The sequence below is a fragment of the Nocardia sp. NPDC051052 genome (assembly GCF_044456045.1).
GTDB lineage: Bacteria > Actinomycetota > Actinomycetes > Mycobacteriales > Mycobacteriaceae > Nocardia.
Genome location: NZ_JBITFL010000003.1, coordinates 591381 through 610386 on the forward strand (window position 1 = coordinate 591381; position 19006 = coordinate 610386).

At 68.3% G+C, this 19006-nt stretch carries 11 protein-coding genes; 6 read left to right on the plus strand and 5 right to left on the minus strand.

Translation table 11 applies throughout. The features are described from left to right. Positions 1 to 5 precede the first annotated feature (5 nt). A complete protein-coding gene (locus tag ACIBCN_RS13075; protein ID WP_396991699.1) occupies positions 6 to 3572 on the minus strand; it encodes a protein kinase in 3567 nt (1188 codons plus the stop codon). Between the two features lie 334 nt (positions 3573 to 3906). Here ACIBCN_RS13075 and ACIBCN_RS13080 point away from each other — a divergent pair, with 334 nt between their 5' ends. Beyond that, a complete protein-coding gene (locus ACIBCN_RS13080) occupies positions 3907 to 4344 on the plus strand; it encodes a MarR family transcriptional regulator (protein WP_396991700.1) in 438 nt (145 codons plus the stop codon). Positions 4345 to 4375: 31 nt separating this feature from the next. On the opposite strand, the gene ACIBCN_RS13085 is transcribed toward ACIBCN_RS13080, so the two are convergent. From ACIBCN_RS13085 to ACIBCN_RS13100, 4 genes are all read right to left on the minus strand, one after another. Beyond that, a complete protein-coding gene (locus ACIBCN_RS13085) occupies positions 4376 to 5482 on the minus strand; it encodes an esterase-like activity of phytase family protein (protein WP_396991701.1) in 1107 nt (368 codons plus the stop codon). A 139-nt stretch (positions 5483 to 5621) separates the two neighbouring features. Continuing rightward, a complete protein-coding gene (locus ACIBCN_RS13090; RefSeq protein WP_396991901.1) occupies positions 5622 to 7757 on the minus strand; it encodes a 3-hydroxyacyl-CoA dehydrogenase NAD-binding domain-containing protein in 2136 nt (711 codons plus the stop codon). Positions 7758 to 7892: 135 nt separating this feature from the next. Continuing rightward, positions 7893 to 9107 (minus strand): acetyl-CoA C-acetyltransferase, encoded by a 1215-nt coding sequence (locus ACIBCN_RS13095; protein WP_150400710.1) that lies wholly within the window; start codon positions 9105 to 9107, stop codon positions 7893 to 7895. 365 nt (positions 9108 to 9472) lie between these two features. Next, a complete protein-coding gene (locus ACIBCN_RS13100) occupies positions 9473 to 12307 on the minus strand; it encodes a DNA polymerase III subunit gamma and tau (RefSeq protein ID WP_396991702.1) in 2835 nt (944 codons plus the stop codon). 466 nt (positions 12308 to 12773) lie between these two features. On the opposite strand from ACIBCN_RS13100, the gene ACIBCN_RS13105 reads away from it, so the two are divergent. From ACIBCN_RS13105 to ACIBCN_RS13125, 5 genes are all read left to right on the plus strand, one after another. Continuing rightward, the gene (locus ACIBCN_RS13105) at positions 12774 to 13598 is read left to right on the plus strand and encodes a hypothetical protein (protein WP_396991703.1); all 825 of its coding nucleotides are present in this window, start codon (positions 12774 to 12776) and stop codon (positions 13596 to 13598) included. Positions 13599 to 13769: 171 nt separating this feature from the next. Beyond that, positions 13770 to 15071 (plus strand): ammonium transporter, encoded by a 1302-nt coding sequence (locus ACIBCN_RS13110; protein WP_396991704.1) that lies wholly within the window; start codon positions 13770 to 13772, stop codon positions 15069 to 15071. A gap of 86 nt (positions 15072 to 15157) precedes the next feature. Beyond that, entirely contained in the window at positions 15158 to 17440 is a 2283-nt protein-coding gene (locus ACIBCN_RS13115) for an MMPL family transporter (protein WP_396991705.1), read from the plus strand. A gap of 44 nt (positions 17441 to 17484) precedes the next feature. Further along, positions 17485 to 18114, plus strand: a complete 630-nt coding sequence (locus tag ACIBCN_RS13120) for a TetR/AcrR family transcriptional regulator (protein WP_396991706.1) — start codon at positions 17485 to 17487, stop codon at positions 18112 to 18114. 110 nt (positions 18115 to 18224) lie between these two features. After that, the gene (locus ACIBCN_RS13125; RefSeq protein WP_396991707.1) at positions 18225 to 18926 is read left to right on the plus strand and encodes a hypothetical protein; all 702 of its coding nucleotides are present in this window, start codon (positions 18225 to 18227) and stop codon (positions 18924 to 18926) included. The last annotated feature ends 80 nt before the right edge of the window (positions 18927 to 19006 follow it).

Genomic DNA, 19006 nt, shown 5'->3' on the forward strand with positions numbered 1-19006 from the left:
CCGTCCTAGTCCAGGAGTTCGTCCAGGAATAGGGCGGGCAGTTCTATGTCTCCGGTATGTGCTGCGGCGGAAGGCATTTCGGCGCGCAGCACGCGCAGGATGGAGACCACGCCCGGACCCGCGTCGAGCAGTGGCCTGGTCCAGCCCAGTCCGGCGCAGGTCGCGGCCGCGGGCAGCAGCAGGCCGGTGGCCTCGCCGACCCAGCCCGAGGCGGCGAGACATTCGGCGAGCAGCAGCGAGGCGTCCAATTGGGCTCGGGGGCGGCTTTTGTCGAGCATGCGGCCGTGCAGGGCGCGTGCTCGGCGGACCGCGCGATCGTCGGAGCCGAGCCTGCCCTTGGCCAGCAGAGTGCGGATTGCGGCGACCTCCTCGGCCTCCGCGGTGAGCACGGCGGCACCGGTCATCCGATGACCCGCACGCAGTGGCGCGGCGGATGATTCGGGGCCTGCGAATTGGTCATCCGCGTCGTCCAGCGGTAACCCGAGGCGCAGCCGTTCGGCGCGGATATGCGCGGCGAGGCGGAACAGCCTGTTGTCGTTCGCGATCCGCGCGCCCTCGTCGAGCCGGGTGGCGGCCGTGAACAAGTCGCCGCGCACTGCCTTGACCCTGGCCCCGATGACGAACGTCGAGATCAGGAAGTCCACCGGGCCGACCCTGGCGACCAGCTGATGGCTCTCGTCGAGCAACTGGTCGGCCGCGTCGAGATCGCCACGGCGATAGTTCAATTCGCCGAGCATCGCCGAAGCCACCCGCAGCGAGTGCGAGCGCGGACCCGACCGCTGCTTGGCTACCTGCCAGGCCTCCTGGAAACACGCTGTCGCCGTGGGGATGTCGAGCTGCTCGTAGGCGGCGGCACCGCGCCCGCACAACCCGAACACCGCGCCGAGCGGATCCTTGGACCGCGCATGGTATTCCGCCGCCCAGTCCTGGATCTCCCGGGCGCCGTCGAAGTCGAACTCACACAGCCGCACGAACGAGGTCAGGTTCGCCGCGGTCGACACGGTCCAGGCGGGCAGCTCGTCCGGCTTCTGCAGGCAGTCCGCGACCCGGTCGAGCACGCCGTCGGTATGGTCGCGGGCGATCTGGTCGGCGGCGCCGATCACGGCGGCCTGGCAGCGCTGCTGGCCCACCTCCTCATCGGTGGACGAACCGCGCGCGAGGATATTGGACAGCCTGCCAAGCGCCGTGCGTGCCGCGCCCGACTGCTGCAGGTTCACGTTGGCCCTGGCCACCGCCATCAACAGCTTGGACCGCGAAGCCACCTGCGCCATCGGCAGTTTGGAGACCGAGCCGAGCAGCGTGGCCAGGCGGGAACGATCGATCAGGTCCATGCCGCCGGTCTCGAGCAGGTCGAGTGCCATCTTGAAGTCGGTGGCGGCGAGCGCGTGATCGACCGACTTGCGCAGCAGCTGATGCTCGGCATACCAGCGGGCTGCCTTGCGGTGCAACGACTTCAGCCTGCCGGGCTGGGCCCGTTCCAGGCGGGCCCGCAGATGCTCGGCGAACAGCGGCTGCATCCGGAACCACTCCGGATCGTGCACGATCCGGCGCAGGAACAGCTCGCGCTGCTCGGCCTGCTCCAGCAGTTGCTCGGCGTCCGTGTCCTCGGACAGCGCCGCGGCCAGCGAACCACACACCCGCTCGGTCACCGAGATCGACATCAGGAAGTCGAGCATCTTGGGTTCCAGTGTGTCCAAGACATTTTCGGCGAGGTACTCGCGGATGCCGTGATTGCCCTCGGGCAGGGTGGCGATCAGCTGCGCCGGGTCGGCGTTGCCGCGCAGAGACAGGCTGACCAGTTGGATGGCGGCCGGCCAGCCATCGGTGGCGGCGTGGATCTGCTCCACCTGGGTGTCGCTGAGCGGAAATCCGTGCTGGCGCACCAGGATCTCGTTGGTCTCCTCCGTGGTCAAACGCAGTGCGCTGGAACCGATCTCGACCAGTTCGTCGTGCACTCGCAACCGACTGGTCGGCAGGCCGGACTGCTCCCGGCTGGTCACCACGAAGCGCAGATGGTGACATCCGTTGTCCAGCAACGCTTCCATCGCCCGGTGCGCACCCGCGTCGACGACTCGATGCCAGTCGTCGATGACCACCACCACCGTGCTGCCGCTGGCATGGATTTCGTCGATGAGCGTGGAGATGACGAAAGCACCCGCGTCGGCGGGCCTTTCCTCGAGCGCCTGATCCAAGCCGACACCCACGTCCGGGCGAACCCGGCGGATGGCCTGGATGAGGTGGGCGAGGAACCATATCTCGTTGTCGTCGTCGCGATCGATGCCGATCCAGGCGACCGGGATGCCGCGGTCGGTCAGGTCGGTCCGCCACTGCGCGGCCACGGTGCTCTTGCCGAAACCGGCGGGCGCGTGGATCACGGCGAGCCTGCGCCGACCGCCCGCGCGCAGGACGTCCAGCAGCCGCGGGCGCGGGACCGGGTCGCGGGCCGGGGTCGGTGGACGGAACTTGGTGGCCGCGGTCGGCGGCAAGGTGATTGCCGAGCCGCTGGCCCCCGTGGGCTGGGACAACGCCGGACGCAGCGTCAACGGCCAGCTGCGCCGGGCGGTCACCGCGGGCCTGGACTTGGTCGACGCCGCGGATTCGGTGGGATGTGCCATCGGTTCGGGCGCGGCGATGGTTTCCAGCAGCGCCATCTCGTCGGGCATCTGATCGTGGTCGCGCTGCACCGCGCGCAGCAGTTGCCCGAATTCGTAGGCCGAGGGCGGGCGTTCGTCGGGGTCGATGGACATGGCCTGCTGGATCACCTCGGCCACGTCCGGCGGGATGTCGTGCTCGCGCAGGTCCGGCACCGGCTGGGTGGTGATCCGCAGGAACTGCGCGACCACCTTCTCCCCCGCCTGCCGCTCGAAGGCGGCGTGCCCGGTGAGCAGCGCGAACAGCGTCGCGCCGAGGCCGTAGACGTCGGAGAGGGTGGTCGGGTCGTCGCCCTTGAGCACTTCCGGCGCGGTGAACGCGGGCGACCCGGTGATCAGGCTGCTGGAGGTCTGGAAGCCGCCGGGGATCCTGGCGATGCCGAAGTCGGTCAGCTGCGGCTCGCCGTAGCCGCTGAGCAGGACGTTCGCCGGTTTCACGTCGCGGTGCAGGATCTGGGCGCGATGCGCGCTCTCGATCGCGCCCGCCAGCTTCACCCCGGCCCGCAACGAGTCGGCCCAGGTGAGCGGTCCCTGATCGCGGATCACCTGCTCCAGCGAGCCGCGGGTGCAGTACGGCATGACAATGAACGGCAGGCCGCTCAACGTCACGTCCACCTGCAGAATGTCGACGATGTTCGGGTGGCCGGACAGCCGGCCCATGGCCTGCTCCTCGCGCAGGAAGCGCTCGCGGCTCTCCACCTCGATCTCCGAGGAGAGCACCTTCACCGCGACCACCCGCTCCAGGGCTCGTTGGATGCAGCGATAGACCACGCCGAAGCCGCCCCGGCCGATCTCCTTCGCTTCCGACAGGCCAAGCGCCTCCAGCTCGTCGGCGATCCCGATGAGCGGGTGGCGCTGGGTATCCGAGTCGGCCGGAGTCGAGTCCGGGCCGACCGCCCCCGCCTGTGTCCGTGGATTCACGTGACCACCTCGAACTCATATCGAATCGGCGTCACCGGCAACCAATAAGCGCGCCGACGGTCGGACATCACCCGGAACCCCGCGCGATGTCCGATATGTCTGCGCATACTCCAACGTAGCGCGGGCACGGCGTCCGGTGGGAGAAGTTTCGGAACAGGATCTTTTCCATCACCACCTTCCCCCATAATTCTCCCCGCTCAGCGCTCCGCCGCGGGCCTTGTTTCCGGCGCGATCAGGAACGAGATTCGCTCCATCACATTCTGACGCTTGGTGTTGTGGAAGGACGCAATTTCCCAGCGACCCGCCTGACCAACCTTGCCGTGTCAACACCCCCATGGGATCGGATGCGAGCGAGGTTTACCGGCGCTATCTGAGCGCGGTCATGCTGCACGGACAGGCCAGTGCGCGGGCCGTCGACCTCGGCGCGACCGACCTGTACGCACTGAACATCCTGGAGTTGACCGGGCCGATGACGCCGGGCGAACTCGGCACGCGCAGCGGACTGACCACCGGCCCCACGACGCGGCTGATCGATCGACTGGCGGACGCGGGTTACGTGCGTCGCGTGCCGGTGCCCGGCGACCGGCGCAAAGTGCTCGTCGAATTGGTCGGCACGTCAGCCGAATTCGACGAAATGCTGGCCCCGGCGCGCCGCCGGATCGGCGAAATCATCGGCAGCTATACCCCCGAACAGCGAGAAGTGCTGTTCGACTACTTCATTCGTGCCGCCGACGCGTACCGCGACGCGACCGAAGACCTGCGCACCGAATAGATCCGGAGCGACCGCTGCGGGCGGGCGCGTCCTAGCGAACGGCGAGCGCGATGACTTGGGTGATCTGGTTGTCGGCGAAGTTGTTGTCGCTCACCAGGATCAAGGTGCGCTCGCCGGAGGGCAGGCGCGGGCCCCAGGTCATGCCTTCGACATTGTCGAGGTTGCGCAGGCCCACGTCGGCCAGGTCGACCAGCAGGCGCTTGCTGACCGGGCGGGCGTCGCCGAGCGGAGCGTCGAGCACGTTGGTGGCGGCGCTCAGGTCGGCCTCGAAGATCCGGATCTTGTTACCGACGCCGAAGACGAAAGAGCGTTCCAGGACAAGGATCTTCGACGGGTCGACCGGGTCGACGGCCAGGATCGAGGCGATCCCGTTCATGCCGAGATCGGGCTGCGGACGGGATTCGGCGAACACCGGCTCCATCGGGTACGCGTACTGGGCGAGCAGCTGGCCGGACCGCGCCTGGACGGTGAGCCGCGAGGTCGCGCCCGCCGTTGTCGTCGCCAGCGGGCCGTCTTGCAGCAGCGGGCCTTCCACCGACGTCACGAATAGCGAACCGCCCGCGGTGAACGTGGCGCCCTCCAGCGCGAGATTCTGCCGCGGACCCGAATTCGGCCGCATCCGTTCGTTGTCCGGGATCGGCAGCTCGGCCGCGAAGGTCCCGTCGGGACGCGTGACGCGGACCGAGGGGTCGGCGAGCACGGTGTCGGTGCGCTCACCCTCCTGCGTCCAGTAGTAGTCGCCGGTCCACGGATCGACCCGAATCTCCTCGGGGTCCAACGACTTCGGGCCGTAGGTGGCACCCGCGGCGGTCAGCAGCGGCCGCGTACCGGTGAATGTCACCGGGCCGATGCCGTTTTCGCCCACCGGGATGCGCGCGGTATAGAACCGGGCCGGATCACGCTCCGAGCGGTCGTCGCTGATCAGCACGTAATCGCCGGTGCGGGAATCGAAGTCGATCCCGGACAGGCCGCCGACGGCGGTGTCGTGGAAGACCAGGTCGTTGGGCACCACCTGCTCGCCGAGCAGCCGGACCGCCTGGCCCGAGTCCGGCGCCGCGGCGGCGGGCGCCACGCCGAGCGCCACCGCGACGGTCGCAACCAACAGTGCTTGCCCACGTCGAGGAAGTCCACGTCTCACGCGCATCACGCTATCCACCATGCGGTACCAACAGGTGAACAACACCCGAATCCGCCGAATAGCCCCGACAACGGCGAAAGCCCGCCGCCGCGAATCGCGGTGGCGGGCTTTGCCGTTGGTGACGCTCTGCCGTTGGTAACTACTTGCGCAGCGAGGCCGGAACCTCGAAGCGATCGCCGTAGGTCTTGGCGAGGTAGTCGGCGCGCTCGACGAACGCCGCCTGCCCACCCGGGTAACCAACGATGAACTGGTGCACACCACCGGTCCAGGCCGGGAAGCCGATGCCGAAGATCGAGCCGATGTTGGCATCGGCGGTGGTCTCCAGCACACCCTCGTCGAAACACTTCTGGGTCTCGATCGCCTCCGCGAACAGCATGCGGTCGATCAGATCCTGCAGCGGCACACCGAAGTCAGCCACGGTCTTGAAGTGCTCACGCAGGCCGGGCCACAGGCCGGTGCGCTTGCCGTCGTCGTCGTACTCGTAGAAGCCCGCCTTCTCCAGGCGACCCGGACGACCCTCGCCGACCATGTAGTCGATGACGTCCTGCGCCGGGTGCTTCTTCTTGCCCATCGTGGTGTCGCCCGCCGCGGCGGCCTCGATGGTCTCCTTGGCGATCTTCTGCATGAGCTTGAGGTTCAGCTCATCCGACAGCTGCAGCGGCGCGGCCGGGTAGCCCGCCTGCAGGCCGGCCTGCTCGATGGTCGCGGGCTCGATGCCCTCGGTGAGCATGGCGATCGCCTCGTTGACGAAGGTGCCGATCACCCGCGAGGTGAAGAAGCCACGGCTGTCGTTGACGACGATCGGGGTCTTCTTGATCGCGAGGGTGTAGTCGAACACCCGTGCCAGCGCCTCGGGCGAGGTCTTCTCGCCCTTGATGATCTCCACCAGCGGCATCTTGTCGACCGGCGAGAAGAAGTGGATGCCGATGAAGTCTTCCTGGCGCTTCACACCGGCCGCGAGACCGGTGATCGGCAGCGTCGAGGTGTTCGAGCCGAGCAGCGCGTCCGGGGTGACGATGTCCTCGATCTCCTGGAACACCTTGTGCTTGAGCTCGGTGTTCTCGAAGACGGCCTCGATCACGAAGTCCACGCCGTCGAAATCCTTGGGATCGGCCGACGGGGTGATCTTGGCCAGCAGCGCCTTGGACTTCTCCTCGGTGGTCTTGCCCCGCGAGAGGGCCTTGGCCTCGATCTTCTCGGAGTAGTTCTTGCCGCGCTCGGCCGCCTCGATGGTGACGTCCTTGAGCACGACGTCGTAGCCCGCCTTGGCGGAGACGTAGGCGATGCCCGCGCCCATCATGCCCGCGCCGAGCACGCCGATCTTCTTGATGTCCTTCTTGGGCACATCGTTCGGCCGCGAGCCACCGTTGTTGATGGACTGCAGGTCGAAGAAGAACGCCTGGATCATGTTCTTCGCGACCGGGCCGGTGAGCAGGTGCACGAAGTAGCGCGACTCGATGAGCGAGGCGTTGTCGATGTCGACCTGCGCGCCCTCGACCGCGGCGGACATGATCGCCCGCGGGGCCGGCATGTTGGTGCCCTTGAGCTGCTTACGCAGGTTGGCCGGGAACGCGGGCAGGTTCGCCGCGAAGGCCGGGGTGGACGGGGTGCCACCGGGGATCTTGTAGCCCTTCTTGTCCCACGGCTGCACGCCACCCTCGGGGTTGGCCTTGATCCACGCCTTGGCGGCGGGCACCAGTTCCTCGACCGAGCCGACGACCTCGTTGATCAGGCCGATTTCCTTGGCCTTGCCCGGGCGGTACTTGTTGCCCTGCAACAGCACCTGCATGAGGGCGTTCTGCAGGCCGAGCATGCGCACGGTGCGGGTGACACCGCCACCGGCGGGCAGCAGGCCGAGGCTGACCTCGGGCAGGCCGAGCTGCACGCCCGGCACGTCGGCGGCGATCCGGTAGTGGGTCGCGAGGGTGATCTCGAGGCCACCGCCGAGCGCGGCGCCGTTGATGGCGGCGACGACCGGCTTGCCGAGGGTCTCCAGGCGGCGCAGCGCGTCCTTGATGGTGAAGAGCTCTTCCATCACGCCCTGGCCGTCTTCCGGGCCGACCTTCATCATGTTCTTGAGGTCGCCGCCGGCGAAGAAGGTCTTCTTCGCGGAGGTGATCACCACGCCGGTGATGGTGTCCTTCTCGGCCTCGAGCTTCTCGACGGTCGCGGTCATCGACGTCTTGTACAGCTCGTTCATCGTGTTGGCGCCCTGGTTCGGGTCGTCCATCGTCAGCGTGACGATGCCGTCCGAATCCTGCTCCCAACCGATCATGTTGGTTTCGGTGCTGGTCACAGCTCTGTGTCTCCTGTGTCTAATTGGCGGTGTTCGCGGGCCCTGCGTGGTTACACAAGCTGCCGCCTCCGGGCCTGACGCTCACGCCGCCGTGATTCTCAGCTGTCGGTTGGGTTAGACGCGCTCGATGATGGTGGCCACGCCCATGCCGCCGCCGATGCACAGGGTGATCAGCGCATAGCGGCCGTTGCGGCGCTCCAGCTCGTCGACCATGGTGCCGGTGATCATCGCACCGGTAGCACCCAGCGGGTGGCCCATCGCGATCGCGCCACCGTTGACGTTCAGCTTCTCGTCCGGGACGTTCAGGTCCTTCTGGAACTTCAGCACCACCGAGGCGAACGCCTCGTTGATCTCGACGAGGTCCATGTCCTCGATCGTCAGGCCCGCCTTGGCCAGCGCCTTCTTGGCGGCCGGAGTGGGGCCGGTCAGCATGATGGTCGAGTCGGCGCCGCTGGTCGCGGTCGCGACGACGCGCGCACGCGGGGTCAGGCCGGACGCCTTGCCCGCCTCTTCGGTGCCGACCAGCACCAGCGCGGCACCGTCGACGATGCCCGAGCTGTTGCCACCGTGGTGCACGTGGTTGATCTTCTCGACGAAGTAGAACTTCTGCAGCGCGACCGCGTCGAAGCCACCCATCTCACCGATCACGGCGAAGGACGGGTTGAGCTTGGCCAGATCCTCGGCGGTGGTGCCGGGACGCATGTGCTCGTCCTTGTCCAGCACGACGATGCCGTTCTGGTCCTTGACCGGGACGACCGACTTGGCGAAGTAGCCGCCGGTGGTGGCCTTGGCGGCCAGCTCCTGCGAGCGCACCGCGTAGGCGTCGACGTCATCGCGGCTGAAGCCCTCGATGGTGGCGATCAGGTCGGCCGAAACACCCTGCGGCACAAAGTAGGTGTCGTAGTTGGTGGCGGGATCGAGTGCCCACGCGCCGCCGTCGGAGCCCATCGCCACGCGGGACATGGACTCGACGCCACCGGCCAGCACCAGGTCGTCGAAGCCGGAGCGCACCTTCTGAGCGGCCAGGTTGACGGCCTCGAGGCCGGAGGCACAGAACCGGTTGAGCTGGAAGCCGCCGACGGTGTCGGGCAGGCCCGCCACGGTCACCGCGGTGCGGGCGATATCCATGCCCTGGTCACCGACGGGGCTGACGACGCCGAGGATCAGATCCGAGATCCGGTCTTCGTCGAGGTTCGGGAAGCGGCCGCGCAGCTCCTGGATCAGACCAACAGTCAAGTCGATCGGCTTGACCGAATGCAGCGAGCCGTTCTTCTTGCCGCGGCCGCGCGGAGTGCGGATGGCCTCGTAAATGTAGGCCTCTGTGGTCATATCGGAGTGTTCCTTCCTTAAAGGTGCGGCGGCCGGACGTCGTCCGTCCGAGCGCTCTGTGCCGCTACTCCGCGCGATGCGGGTAGCCGCGGGTAACCTCGCCGACCGGTCCTGCGACCGACCGTGCCGTATTGAATTGCACAACTCTCTGGGCCTGCGTGGTTACGCAAGCTTGCTCCTTCGGCCCTGACGTTCGTCGTGCATACGCTGTACAAAACGCGGCATGCGACGGCGGACGCAGGTTCCGATCGCCCATACGCCTGGGCTTACCATAGAACCTCGTCGTACCGGAGCTCACGGCCACCCGTTCATACTACCGTGGTGTGCGAACTCCGGTTAACTTAACGTGCTGGCGGCGGTGCTTGTCAACCACTCAGCCGTGTGGCCCCGAGCTCACTCTTCAGCAATTCGAGGGCAGCCTCGTCGGGGTCGCGCCGATCCTCCGGCGCCACCGGGACGGCCGCGGCCCGGATCATCTCCTCTTCGTCCTCCGGCGTGGTCTCCGGTACCACCCCGTCGGCGGCGCGTCCGGCGCCGTTACCCGCTCCCTTGCCGACCTGGGGCTGCGCCGACTCGGGCGGCGCTGAATCAAAAGGGCCGGGATCGTCCGGTAGATCGGGAAAATCGGGCGGCGGGATGTCGTCGTCACCGCCGAACGAACGCGGCTTGTGCGCGCCGGCCGCCTGGTCCGCCGCGGCGTTCTTGGCCTGACTCGGCCGCGAGAACCGCGGTGGCGCAGGCGCATCCGCGCCGCGCTCGGCCGCGTTGCCGGATTCACGCGTCGCGGGTTGCGCGGCACTGCGTTGCGGCTTCGCCGCCGCACTTGCCCGCTGCGTCGCCGCAGGTCGCGCCGCGGCACCGCCCGCTTCCCAGCGCACGTCGTGCTCCCGCCCGAGCACCGCGCGGACCGCGGAACGCACCGCGTCCAGGTTGCGCGGGTCGGAGAGTCGCTGGGCCAGCGGCGCGTGCTGATGCGCGAACACGATCGTGTCACCTTCGATGCGCGACACCGAGGCACCGGCCAGCATCGCCTGCACGGCGGCGCCGAACTCGCGCACCTTGGCTCGGATATCCGCCCAGGCGGCCTCGACCTCGCGCAGCAGATCGGCGTTCGACCCGGCGGGGGCGGCCTGCTGTTCCGGCTCGGCTACCGGATCGGGCCGCGCGGCGGCGGCGGGCGGCTGGACAGCGGCCACCGCGGGCTCCGGTTGGGCCGGGGCGACCTGCGCGGGCGCCGGTTCAGCAACCTCCCCGCCAACCGCCTCAGCTGCGGAAACCGCCTGCGCCGCTTGGCCTTCGGTCGCCGCCGCAGCCGGGGCGGGCTCGCCCGAACTCGTCGGAACTTGCTCCGGCGCGGCGTCAGCCTGTCCCGGCTCGGACTGCGTGCCACCAGCGGATTCGTGCTCGATCGGAGTCAACACGCTCGGTTCATCGACCGAGCTGCCCGTCCCAGCGACCGCCGCGGCAGCGGTAGCCGCACCGGCGCCAACGCCAACGGGTCCGGTTTCCCCTGCCGCGTCGATCCCCTCAGCACCGCTCGCGGCCGACCCGCCGGGGGACGCAGCGTTCGGACCCGCCGTAGCGTCCTCGTGGCCACTCGGCGCACTATCTGAGCCGGTCGAACTGTCAGCCGGTCGGGTTACCGCAGCCTCGTTGCCATTCCGCGCGTCACCCTCGTCGCTCGCGGACGTCGCGACAGCGGTCGAGACACCAGATTCGGTCCGACCATCAGCCGGGGCTCCTGCCGTCTCGCCGACACCCTCGTGGCTACTCCGCGCAGCACCTGCGTCACTCGCGGTCGGCGCTGGAGCAGCGGAAGTTTCGCCACGCGATCCGGCTCCCGCGCCGTCGGCAGCTGTTTGCGCGGCACTGCCCGATCCCGCGGTCTCCCGGCGGATGGCGGCGAGCGCCTCCGCGCCGCGGCGGCGGGCCGACTCGCCCGATCCGCTGGCGGGCGCGATCCTTGGCGCGGCGGCAGCTGCCGCCGCGGCGGCTGCGGCGGGCGGCGAGCTCGACGATGCCGCGGGCGCGGTGGCAACGGCCCCGCCGGCGAACCCGCGCTCGAGCCGCTCCAACCGCTGCAAGGTCGCGGATTCGGCATCCGACACCGACGGCAGCAGCATGCGGGCGCAGACGACCTCGAGCAGCAGCCGCGGTGACGTCGCGCCGCGCATTTCGCCGAGTGCCTCGTGCAGCAACTCCGCGTAGCGCGCCAACGTGGCCGGGCCGAGTCGCCCGGCCTGTTCACTCATGCGATCGAGGACATCCTCCGGCCCGGAGACCAAGCCGCGCTGGATCGCGTCGGGGACCGCGCGCATCAGGATCAGGTCGCGCAACCGCTCGAGCAGGTCGATGGCGAAGCGACGCGGATCGTGCCCCGCCTCCATCACCCGGTCGACCGTGCCGAACAGTTCCGCGCCGTCGTTCTCGGCCAGCGCGCCGACCGCGTCGTCGATCAGCGCGACATCGGTGACGCCGAGCAGCGACACCGCCCGCGAATAGGTGACGCCCTCGGGACCGGCACCGGCCAGCAGCTGGTCGAGCACGCTGAGGCTGTCGCGCGGCGAGCCACCGCCCGCGCGAATCACCAAGGGGTACACCGCTTCTTCGACGGTGACCTGTTCCTGGTCGCAGATCTTGCCGAGCAGGCCGCGCATGGTGGCGGGTGGCAGCAGCCGGAACGGGTAGTGGTGGGTGCGCGAGCGGATGGTCGGCAGCACCTTGTCCGGCTCGGTGGTGGCGAAGATGAAGATCAGGTGGGCGGGCGGCTCCTCGACGATCTTCAGCAGCGCGTTGAAGCCCGCCGTGGTGACCATGTGCGCCTCGTCGACGATGAACACCCGGTAGCGGGATTCGGCGGGCGCGTAGAAGGCGCGGTCGCGCAGTTCGCGGGTGTCGTCGACGCCGCCGTGACTCGCGGCGTCGAGTTCGATCACGTCCAGGTTGCCCGGTCCGCCGGGGCCGAGCGCGACGCAGGACGGGCACTCGCCACACGGGGTCGAGGTCGGGCCGTCGGCGCAGTTCAGCGACCGCGCCAGGATGCGCGCCGACGAGGTCTTGCCACACCCCCGAGGTCCGGAGAACAGGTAGGCATGACTGATCCGTCCGGTGTCCAGGGCGATGCTCAGCGGGTCGGTGACGTGCTCCTGACCCACTACCTCAGCGAACGTTGCCGGTCGGTACTTCCGGTACAGAGCCACGGCCAGAGGTTACCGGCGCGCACCGACAAAGAACATTCCCGCTGCGCGCCGGGCCCGGCGCGGCGAAACAGCACCAGCGAACATTCTGAGATGTGATCCAAATCACAAGATTCTGGAGCCCTTCTTAACCCCGCCCACCGATACCGACAGCGGCAACGCATGAGCTAACGCTGACGAGGCACCGGTCGCATGCGGGAAATTACCGCCCAATTCCCGCTTGTAGACCGGAAAATATGTACCCATTCCCCGATTTGCCGCAGGTTTGTGGAGATAACGAAAGCGTCAACGAGGGTGACACCGACGCAATCGGCTGGCTACCGTGGCAATCGGCAACTTCGGTAGCCAAACCTTCATCAGGTTGGTTGCCCCGGCCGGTCCCTCATCCCGACCGGGGCACAACCAAAGTTCCCGCACCGCCAAGTTCCAGCGCAACCGAGTTCCACATCCATCGGAGGAACTTCTCACCGTGCAAACGCCTGATGACATCGCCACCGCGTTGCTTTCCAGCACCGACTTCGCCGGCGATCGCTCCGCGGTAGACCTGCTCAGCCGCGCGATCAGCCCGCAGGACTTCGCGATCAAACGCGACTCGCTCCCCGTGGCCGCCGCGGCCGATCCCGCAACCTCCGCCGCCATCCTCGAGCTGCTCGAACGCGGCCAGGTGCCGACCATGGCCGCGATCCGCACCCTCACCACGCAGAACGAGATGCGCCGCGAAGCCGAACGCATCGAGCGCCTCGGCCGCCGCGCCCAGCGCAGCATCGACGACTTCGGCCGCGCACTCGCCACCCTGGCCGACGCCCACTGGACCGCGCACGGCATCGGCCCGACCCGCCGCGACGTGCTGTCCTCCGAACAGGTCATGTCGCTGATCCGGACCCGCATCGGCGACATCGCCCCGTCTGCGGTGAAACACCTCTGGCTGATCGAGCGCGCCCAGCGGGCCGGCTGGATCGCCTCCAACGCCAACGCCGGATCGCTCTGCGCCGGACGCCGCTTCCATTCCGATCAGTACGGCAACCGGGTCTCGCTGCGCCCGGTCAACACGATCGGCACCGCGGTCGCCGCCTACCTCGGCGACTACCTGGCCGAGCATGATCGCGCCCCGCGCTGGTCCACCGTCGCGCAGGAGTTGCGCGACGATCGCGGTCGCCGGGTCTTCCACAACACCGCCGACGCCCGCGTCCAGCAACTGTGGCTGACCACCGCCGAATGGGTCGCCATCCAGGACGAACTGCCCGTTCCCGGCAAACGCGGTCAGCGCGCGATCGCCCGCAAGTCCCGCGCCTGATCGGTCCCGGTCGCACCACGTCCCTGGACAAACATCCCATGTCCGAACTTGCGCGCAACTCCTAGACCAGCGCAAATCCGGCGGTGAGCATTCGGTAATTTCCTTGCAACGCAGAGAGCGCTTGCGAGTCACGCATGTGCGAGGCCGCATCTCGCGTGGAAGGAGCTTTCCGTGTCCACATCCCTGGATCCCGCGGCCACCGCCTGGCTGCTCGTCAGCACGGCCCTGGTGCTGCTGATGACGCCGGCGCTCGCGCTGTTCTACGGCGGGATGGTGCGCTCGACCGGCGTGCTCAACATGCTGATGATGAACTTCATCGCCATCCCGCTGGTGACCGTCGCCTGGCTGCTGTTCGGCTACAGCATGGCCTTCAGCGACGACGCGGGCGGCGGCCTGATCGGCAACCTGGACCATCTCGCCATGGCGAATATCGATCCGGGCACCCTGCACGGCGCGGTACCGGAGCTGCTGTTCGCCACCTTCCAGCTGACCTTCGCGATCCTGACCGCGGCCTTGGTCAGCGGCGCGATCGCGGACCGCGCGAAATTCGCCGCGTGGATGATCTTCGTGCCGGTGTGGGCGCTGGCGGTTTACGCGCCGATCGCGCACTGGGTGTGGGGTCCGGACGGCTGGCTGGCCTCGTTCGGCGCGCTGGACTACGCGGGCGGCCTCGTCGTCGAGATCGCTTCCGGCGCTTCGGCACTCGCGCTCGCGCTGGTGCTCGGCCCGCGCATCGGTTTCAAGACCGACGCGATGCGTCCGCACAACCTGCCCTTCGTGCTGCTCGGCGCGGGCCTGCTGTGGTTCGGCTGGTTCGGCTTCAACGCGGGCTCCGCGCTGTCCGCGAATGGTGTTGCGGCGGCGGTCTTTCTGAACACCCTGGTGGCTGGCTGCCTCGGCATGCTCGGCTGGCTCGCGGTCGAGCAGATCCGCGACGGCAGGCCGACCACCTTCGGTGCGGCGTCCGGCGTGGTGGCAGGCCTGGTCGCGATCACGCCGTCCTGCGGATCGGTGAATACGCTCGGCGCGCTGATCGTCGGGCTCACCGCCGGTGTGGTGTGTTCGTTCGCGGTCGGCTGGAAATTCAAAGCGGGATATGACGATTCGCTCGACGTGGTCGGCGTGCACTTCGTCGGCGGCATCGTCGGCACGGTGCTGATCGGCCTGCTCGCCACGCAGGTGATGACCGGCGGGGTGCGGGGCCTGTTCTTCGGCGGCGGGTTTGCCCAGCTCGGCAAGCAGCTGGTCGGCGTGCTCGTCGTCGCGGCGTACGCGTTCGTGGTGACCTTCGTGCTCGGCAAGATCATCGATCGCACCATCGGTTTCCGGGTGAGCCAGGAAGACGAGACGGCGGGCATCGATTTCGCGCTGCACGCCGAGACGGCCTACGCGGAGGGTGTGCACGGTCATGCCCCGCGGCGGTTCGGCGAGGGACATTTCGGCCAGGGTCCGATGGGTGACCGGAATCACTGATCGCGCGACGGCTCCCTCTGTTCGCGCAGGGTTAACGGCGTTACGCTAACGTCGTTAACATACTGCGTCGAGCAAGGGAGCCGCGCGTGCTGACTCGGATCGCACAGATCGCCACCCGATATCCCCGGGCAATTCTGCTCGCCGCGGCCGCGCTCGCGATCCTCTGCGGGGTGTTCGGCGCGACGGCGGCATCGCATCTGAAGTCCGCCGGATTCACCTCACCCGACGCGGAGTCGTCGCAGGTCGCGCGGCTGCTCGCGGACAATTTCGACGGGGCGGCACCGAACTACGTGCTGCTGGTCAGCGCGGACGCGGGCGCCGACGCACCGGCCACCCGCGCCGCCGGCATCCATCTGACCGACACGTTGCGCGCCCGCGGCGACGTCAAGGGCGTGCAGTCCTACTGGACCGCCCCGCCCGCGGTGGCCTCCGCACTGCGCAGCACCAGCGGCAAGGAAGCCCTGGTGTTCGCCTACCTGACCGGCGACGACACCCAGGCGCAGGAGGCGGCGGGCGAGCTCACCGAGCAGCTCACCGGAACCACCGACGGCGTCACCGTCCGGCAGAGCGGTACCGCTGCCGTGTTCCACGATGTGAACAAACAGATCACCCACGACCTCGCCATCGCCGAAGGCGTCGCGATCCCGGTGTCGCTGATCGTGCTCGTGCTGGTCTTCGGCAGCCTGATCGCCGCCGCGCTGCCGCTGACGGTCGGCATCTTCGCCATCCTCACCACGCTGGCCATCCTGCGGGTGTTCACGCTGATCACCGATGTATCCATCTACGCGCTGAACATGACCACCGCGCTGGGGCTGGCGCTGGCGATCGACTACAGCCTGTTCATCGTCAGCCGGTATCGCGAGGAGCTGGCGAACGGCCTCGAGCCGGTGGCCGCGACCATTCGCGCCGTGCAGACCGCAGGCCGCACCGTGCTGTATTCCGCACTGACCGTCGCGCTTTCGCTTGCCGTGCTGAGCATCTTCGACATCTACTTCCTGCGGTCGTTCGCCTACGCCGGTGTCGCGGTGGTCGCCGCGGCGGCCGCGGCGGCGATTCTGATCCTGCCCGCCGCACTGGTGCTGCTCGGGCGCCGGGTGAATTCGCTCGACATCCGGGTGCCGTTGCGCCGCTTGTTCGGTCGCTCCGCGCCGGATCCGATGCGGCCGCTGGTGCCGGAGCAGAGCCGGTGGTACCGGATGGTGACCTGGGTGACCGGGCACGCCATCCCGGTCGCGTTGCTGCTCGCCGTGCTGTTCCTCGCGCTCGGATCGCCGTTCCTGTCAGTGAAATTCGGCTATCCCGACGACCGGGTGCTGCCCACCACCGCCGCCACCCGCCAGGTCGGTGATGTGCTGCGGGCCGAATTCCCGGCGGCCAACGCGGGCAACAACACCACCGTCGTACTGGACGGCTATCGAGGCGGCCCAGGACCGATCGGTGACTACGCCAAGGGATTGTCCAAGGCGGACGGTGTTTCAGCGGTGCTGTCCAGCTCCGGGGTCTTCATCAAGGGCGGCCGGGTCGCCAACGGACCGGCCGGAATGGCCAACGGCACAGGCGAATACATCAATGTCGCGACGCGCGTCGACCCGTTCTCCCCGGCGGGCGAGGCCCAGTTGCGCGAACTACGCGCCGTGCCCGCCCCAGGGCCTGCACTGTTCGGCGGCGGCGCGGCGGTCAATGCCGATGCCCTCGACTCGCTCGGCAAGCGGCTGCCGCTGGCCATCGCGCTCATCGCGCTCGCCACCTTCGTTGTCCTGTTCCTGTTCACCGGCAGCCTGATACTGCCGTTGAAAGCCATTGTGCTCAACACGCTTTCGCTCACCGCCGCGTTCGGCGCGATGGTGTGGATCTTCCAGGACGGGCATCTGTCCGGGCTGCTCGGCTTCACCCCGGTCGGCTACATGACTCCGACCATGCCGATCCTGATGTTCTGCCTCGCATTCGGCATGTCGATGGACTACGAGGTGTTCCTGCTCTCCCGGATCCGCGAGGAATGGCTGGCCTCCGGTCACGTCGTCGACGGCGTCATCGTGCGTACCGCCGAGGACAACGTGCACGCCGTTGCCGTCGGCGTCGCAAGGACCGGCCGAATCTTCACGGCCGCAGCCGTTCTGATGGCCATCGTGATGGGCGCGATGATCACCTCGAAGGTGTCGTTCATCCAGTTGATGGGGCTGGGCCTCACCCTGACCGTGCTGGCCGACGCCACCCTCATCCGCACCATGCTCGCGCCGGCCCTGATGAAGCTGATGGGCACCTGGAACTGGTGGGCGCCCGCGCCGCTCGCTCGGCTGCATGCCCGAATCGGGTTGCGCGAGCACGCCGATCCCGATCCGACCGAGCGCGTGCTGGCCGGGCGCGAATGATCGGAGCGGGCAGGTCGCGGTCGGCGCGCGGCACCGGCGCTCAGTTGCGCACCGAAATTCTTGATGCGGCAAGGGAATTGCTGGCCAGGACCGGCCATGCCGACGCGGTGTCGATCCGTGAGATCAGCAAGCGGGTCGGTGTCAGCGCGCCCTCGATCTACCGGCATTTCGCGGACAAGGACGAGCTCATCGAGGCCGTGGTGGTGCAGGTCTTCGAGGACCTGGACGCCGCGATCGTCGCCGAAACCGATCCGTCGGTCTCGCCGATCACCCGTCTGTGCCAGCAGGGGCTGGCGTATGTCCGGTTCGCCAGGGAGCACCCCGAACAGTATCGGCTGGCGACCACTCCGACCGAGGCCGTTGGCGCGGTGGATCAGGTGCTCGGTAGCGGTGCGTTCCAGCATTTCGCGCAGACGGTGCAGGAATGTATGGACGCGGGCGTGATCACACCGGGCGACCCGTTGCCGATCGTGCTCGACCTCTGGTCCGCCGCGCACGGTATCGCCTCGCTGCTGATCGCAAAGCCCTTCCTGCCCTGGGGAGACACCGAGGCAGTAGCGAACCGAGTGCTGCGCGCCGCGTGTGTCGGCCACGTGGTGGTAGACATGATCGGCACCGATTCGGCGCCGGACGAGATCGCGGACTGGGTGAGCGAGTTGCGCCGCAACCAATGATCGCCGAACGTCGCCCATTGGAATCTGCCTGCGTTTTTCCCTCGTTCTCCTGGGCTTTCTCCTCGATGCTTTGCCTCGACAGCCGCTGTCTAGATGAGGGATCGCAGTACATGAGGATGAGCAAGCTTGCCGTGGTCGCGGCGCTGGTGACCATGGCGACCGGAGTGGCCGCCGGCACTTCCGTCGCCGCGCCGACCACCGAAGGCCCGGTGAACTACACCGCGCGCGCCACCGACACGTCATCGATCATCTCGACGGATTCCGGCTCGCTGGTGGTCGAGGACGATGCCTTCAAGATCAAGGCCGCGGACGGCACCGTCATCGCGGCGACGCCACTGAAGCTGCGGATCGACGACTTCGAATTCCCGATCGCCGCGCAGATCTCCGAGCGCACCGCGACGCTGACCCCGCAGATCGACACGCAGCACGCCATTTACCAGCCGGTCGCCCTGCCCTTCGAGGACAAGGCACCGTGGAAGTCCGAGTACGACCGTGAGCAGGCGGCCTGGAGCCGACTGACCAGCACGATCAGCGCGGGCGCGACGATCGGCACGCTCGTCGGCGGTCTCGGCGGCGCGGCCGTGGGTTGCGTGCTCGGCGGCATCCTCGGCGCCACCGCGGCCTCGGCCACCATCATCGGCCTCTTCGGGCCGTTCATCCCCGCCGCCGCGATCGGCTGCCTCGGCGGCATCATCGCCGTCGGCGCCCTCGGCACCGTCGCCGGTCAGATCTTCGTCACCGCACCGGTCGCGATCGGCGCGGCGATCCAGTACTTCACCACGATCAATCAGCCGTTTTCCCCGGCGAAATAAGACGCGGTCGCCACTGCCGCGACAAAATCCCGCCCAGCATCCGCTCGCTGGGCGGGATTTTTCGTAGGCGCATGTCTCCT

Bases quoted from the DNA above. Each gene is read 5' to 3' on its own strand.
- ACIBCN_RS13080 (WP_396991700.1), top strand. From the start codon at position 3,907: ATGGGATCGGATGCGAGCGAGGTTTACCGGCGCTATCTGAGCGCGGTC.
- ACIBCN_RS13090 (WP_396991901.1), bottom strand. From the start codon at position 7,757: ATGATCGGTTGGGAGCAGGATTCGGACGGCATCGTCACGCTGACGATG.
- ACIBCN_RS13095 (WP_150400710.1), bottom strand. From the start codon at position 9,107: ATGACCACAGAGGCCTACATTTACGAGGCCATCCGCACTCCGCGCGGC.
- ACIBCN_RS13125 (WP_396991707.1), top strand. From the start codon at position 18,225: ATGAGGATGAGCAAGCTTGCCGTGGTCGCGGCGCTGGTGACCATGGCG.